3 protein-coding genes are annotated in these 4,289 nt (G+C 57.6%); 1 reads left to right on the forward strand and 2 read right to left on the reverse strand.

The features are described from left to right. Nucleotides 1-613 precede the first annotated feature (613 nt). The gene (locus FFS45_RS41280) at nt 614-2,842 is read right to left on the reverse strand and encodes a site-specific integrase (protein WP_171029906.1); all 2,229 of its coding nucleotides are present in this window, start codon (nt 2,840-2,842) and stop codon (nt 614-616) included. Next, nucleotides 2,823-3,884, reverse strand: a complete 1,062-nt coding sequence (locus tag FFS45_RS41285) for a site-specific integrase (RefSeq protein WP_244140882.1) — start codon at nt 3,882-3,884, stop codon at nt 2,823-2,825. Before FFS45_RS41285 ends, FFS45_RS41280 begins: the two co-directional genes overlap by 20 nt. A 24-nt stretch (nt 3,885-3,908) precedes the next feature. Here FFS45_RS41285 and FFS45_RS42070 point away from each other — a divergent pair, with 24 nt between their 5' ends. Then, nucleotides 3,909-4,169: a hypothetical protein gene (locus FFS45_RS42070; protein ID WP_171029908.1), complete on the forward strand. Its 261-nt coding sequence runs from the start codon at nt 3,909-3,911 to the stop codon at nt 4,167-4,169. Nucleotides 4,170-4,289: the final 120 nt, after the last annotated feature.

Below are 4,289 nucleotides of genomic sequence, written 5' to 3' on the forward strand. Positions count from 1 at the left end.
TTATAGCGGACTGTAGAGAAATGGCTGCGTACCCCATAATTGGGGGGACTTACTATGCGCCAGTAGCGGGTATCCGTCAGCGTGCGTGTCGATTTTTTCTTCTTCGTACTGAATCGCTGCGCAGTGTCGAAGGGCTGCGTACAGAATTGGCACGGTGCTCACGAAATAGCTACGCCAGCGAATGACCGATGAGGCAAGGGTTTCGTCTCATTTATCCACAGGGTTGTTCAGTGCTTCTGTGGATAAGCTGTCCGATTGCAGGGTTATCCACTTATCGACGTTCCGTGCTTGCTCGATCATCGCTGCACGATAAAGCGTTGCGTATGCCTGTTCGATCGTGAGGAGTCTCACGATTAGGGTGCTCTTCGTCAGCTTGGTCAAGCGATGTCGCGCAGCTTCGAGGTTACGCTCAAGTTTCGCCGGAGGCGGAAGGATGGTTGTATCGATGGCCGGCTGGATCTTTCGCCTGTGCGGAGGCTGCCATGTCCGAGCCTTTGCGTAAAGTTCGTACGCGATTGGATTGTTGAGTAACGTGGTTGCGCTGATCCCATCCCCTTCCGGGTCAACCTCGCGCGTTGCCCGGACGATAGAGGTGATCGAGATCCGCTCGGCATTACGTCGAAGTGTTCGAAGGGCGCTTTTTACGAGTGCGACCGTTCGGTCGCGACGGCGTTGGTGGAGCTTCTTCAACCACGGGCGAGCTTGGGGCATCGTGCATCTCCTCGAGCGGTGGTTCAGCTGCGCGATATTGGTCAATCAGGTCCATTTCTCGAAGCTCGCTGTTTGCTGCTTCGATCAAATGTTGAAGCCGAGACACCTCGGGCAGAAGGCCTTGCTCACGGTTATAGACAAGTTCGCGCTCCGCCCAAGTGCGCCTATGCTCCACCTGCGCACGCTGTGCTGGGTCCGGGACCTTCGCAGCGCACCCAACACACGCAAACTGAACCTTACACAGGCCGTGACTCGTGCAATGGCCACCGACTACGTTGGCAAGCGTGCCGGTCTTGGAGACCGCCTCGTCGTAGAGTTGCTGCAGCGTATGTGGCGAGCGCGCCACGGCCTGTTCGACATCAATTGATCGGGCAATTCGGAGCAGGTAAAGGTCGGCCGCGTCCGCGATCATGGTTTCCGTGGCCTGCGAGTAGTACTCGGTGACCGGCACACTCTTCTGGTGGAGCCAGGCCCCGACAATGTCGACCGGGATCTTTTCGACCTGTACGGCGTGCGTCGCAAAGCCGTGGCGGAGCAAATGCGCCCGAAGCGTGATGATTCGGCCGGATGTCGTACGAAGCGCCATCCCGTGCAACAGGAATCGAACACAACTTGTGATTGCTTCGCCGCTCAAGTGGCGACCACCCAACTGAAATAGGTACGGCGCAGGTTTGAATCGATGAGCACGTCGATGTAGCTGGTTAAACGGTACGGTTGGCAACGGCTCGCTTTGCTTCAGGCAGTAGTGTTCGGCAAGCATCAGTGCCGTACGGGCAAGAAGGCGTTTCGTCTCGGTACCAATAAAATAATCATGTCTCTGATCTTTACGCTCCCCTTTGGGGATCATCCTCAACACGTACCGGATACGCGGCATGGACGACGTTGTCGGAGACGTTTGAATTGACGGCAGCTTGAGCCGCACGAGGCAATCTGGGCTCAAGCTGATTTGCATGACTTCGTTTAAACGTGCGCCGGTGGTCGTGAAGACGTCGACCGCCATCAAGCCGAAAGTCATGCCGTAATACGCCGCGTCCACTGACAGTAGCGGGTGCCCCAGCGTTTGCTGTGCTGCGTGAATGAACACGTGGTAGCTGCTCATCAGGAGGTCGGCATGGTTCGTTCGAAATGTGGTGGTAACGTATCCCCAGCTCTCGCGCCACGCTTTCGCATCCGGATTGGAGTCAGGCGCCGCGGTGTGGCGGATGATGTCAGCAAACCAGAGGGCTACGCTTGGATCGACCTGCCGCCGCTCTGGTAGCGCGATCACGTCCACAACTTCAAGCAGGTGTTGGCCATCCGGAGGTTGATGTTGGCCGCAAAACGAAGCCAAGGGCCCTTTTCTCAGGGCTTCAACGGTCCAGATTCTCAAGTGCCACAGTCGATCGCCATCGGTATAGTCGTATTCGACAGGACCGATGTTGTTGGCGCACTGCGCTACAGCTTGCCGATATGCCTGCCTGAACTTGGAAAACCAGTTCCATCGAAGATGCGCCTCACTCCGCAACTCAGGATAGGCAGGCATCAATGCGTCGGTTTCTTCTTTGCGCCGCTGCTCGCGTTCACGCTCGTGCGCTGCCATGTCAATCACCGGCGCGTGCAACGCACGATTAGCCGGCGGCAACAACCACGGCCGATATACCTGCTGCTGGTCGGGCGGCAAGTTTTGCAGCCAGCCTTGTTCGACGCTGCAGGCAGATTGGTAGCGCTGGTAAAACATTAAGCGCGTCGCATCAGTCGATTGCCCAAGCTCTCCAGCTAGATACAGGTGCAGGGCCTCGTCAATTACCTGGCCCAAAGCGTCCATGCTGGGCAAACGGGACGCCAGTATGGGCGAACCAAACAAACGCCGCAGCCCGCCATGCAACACGGCCACCAAGGAATATACCGTCGCCTGATCGTGCCGCTGCGCGGCTAGAAGCAGCACAGCTAATGCAAGGTGGGGATACCAAGAACAACCATAGACGTTCCGATAGAGATATCGGACTGCGATGGGTGCGACGCGGTACTGGCCGTCATGCACGGCGACATCAAATTCAGTGTAAGGCGCGCAGCGAATCTCGTCGGGCAGATCCGGCAGCCCGTCCATGGTTTGGAGGTCAGGAGGGACGGCGTTAGCCCAGCGGCGGCTCATCGGACTGCCGCCCTAAACGACGCAACAACTGCCAATCGGGATCATGCGGTAGCTGGCTCCAGATGATTGGCATCGCCTCCCGATCGCGCGGTGTTGTTGGCGGTCGCCGTAACGCCTGATCCAGCTTTGCTTGAAGCTGGCCATGTATCTCGGCATGACGTAGCTGGTCGAGGTGATGGTCATAGCCCTCAAGGGTGGCGGCACCGCTCCGCCATCCCATATACACAATCAATGCGCGGACGCGGCGCTTACGTTCAGCAGCGTCCGAAACCAACGTATCGATTTCTTGCAGAGCCGTCGTGACATACCAATGCCGTGCCTGATGCACGTTGGCTTGTATTCCCCTCAACCGGCACGCCGGGCGCCACGCCTGATCCCGATAGGCATCTGGCGACATCGCTGTATGTAACCGCGTCAGGAACAAGGGGATGTGCTGCCACAATTGTGAATCGACGTGGTCCCGATAGTCGTTGAGACGCTGGTGCTCGGGATCATCCGCCCGACGCTCGTGATCAAAATACTGACGTAGCCATGTGGCGGTTGTTTCGCTGAAGCGCACGACCTTGACGCGTCGCCCTGCACTTCCTTTGCTGAATGCAGACGCCTCCGTGCGTCCGCCGCGGCCAAGCCAATCAGCAAGAGTAAGGCCGCAAATTTCGCTAACGCGGGCGCCTGTTTCAAAAAGCAGTCGTGTGATGAGGCGATCCCGAAAGGGCCACCCCAATGCGGCTCCAGCCGCGAAGACTTGGCGCGGGAAATCGGGGTCATCGATGACTCGGGGAACCCAGATGCCGTTGGACAGGACGTAGTAGGCGTTCGTCAATCTGTCCCGGGGTAGCTGAGTCGGTTCAACGCCACTCACTGCGGGCATTGCTGGAACGTCCGTGGCGGGAAATTCCAGTGGGGAGGGCGCGGTTGCAGCACCTTGAATCCGCTCAAGCGGGTGAGGTGGCAGGTACAGGTGTTTGCGAATGGCAAACGCATAGAAGTGGCGTACTGCGGCCAGCACATGACCTACCTGGCTGCTGTTCTCGCGGGTCATCGTCAGCAAGATGAATCCGTGACGATGAAGTCGCAACTGGCAGCCGAGTTCATCACAAAGAAACCGCTCAAACTGGGCTCGAGCGGTACCGGACTCTACGTTCCAAGACAGATGTCGGACCGCCAGCCACGAAAAGTAACGAATCAGAACGGCGGCATAAGATCGCATCGTGGTCGCTGCGTATTGTTCTTCCAGTTCACGCATAAACCAGCTCAACTCAAGCTGCGCCTGCCCCTGCTGATCAACAATCAGCGCGGCACCGGTCTCTGTGGGCAGGTGCCGTAGAAAGAAGCGGGGACGGAGTCGAAGATCACCGGCCATTCTTCTACACTACTGGTCTATATACCAAGGTAAGAATAGAAGGGAACCAGCCACAATCAAGCACTACGTGTCGACTGGTATGTG

This window comes from Burkholderia sp. 4M9327F10, assembly GCF_005503145.1.
Lineage (GTDB): Bacteria > Pseudomonadota > Gammaproteobacteria > Burkholderiales > Burkholderiaceae > Paraburkholderia.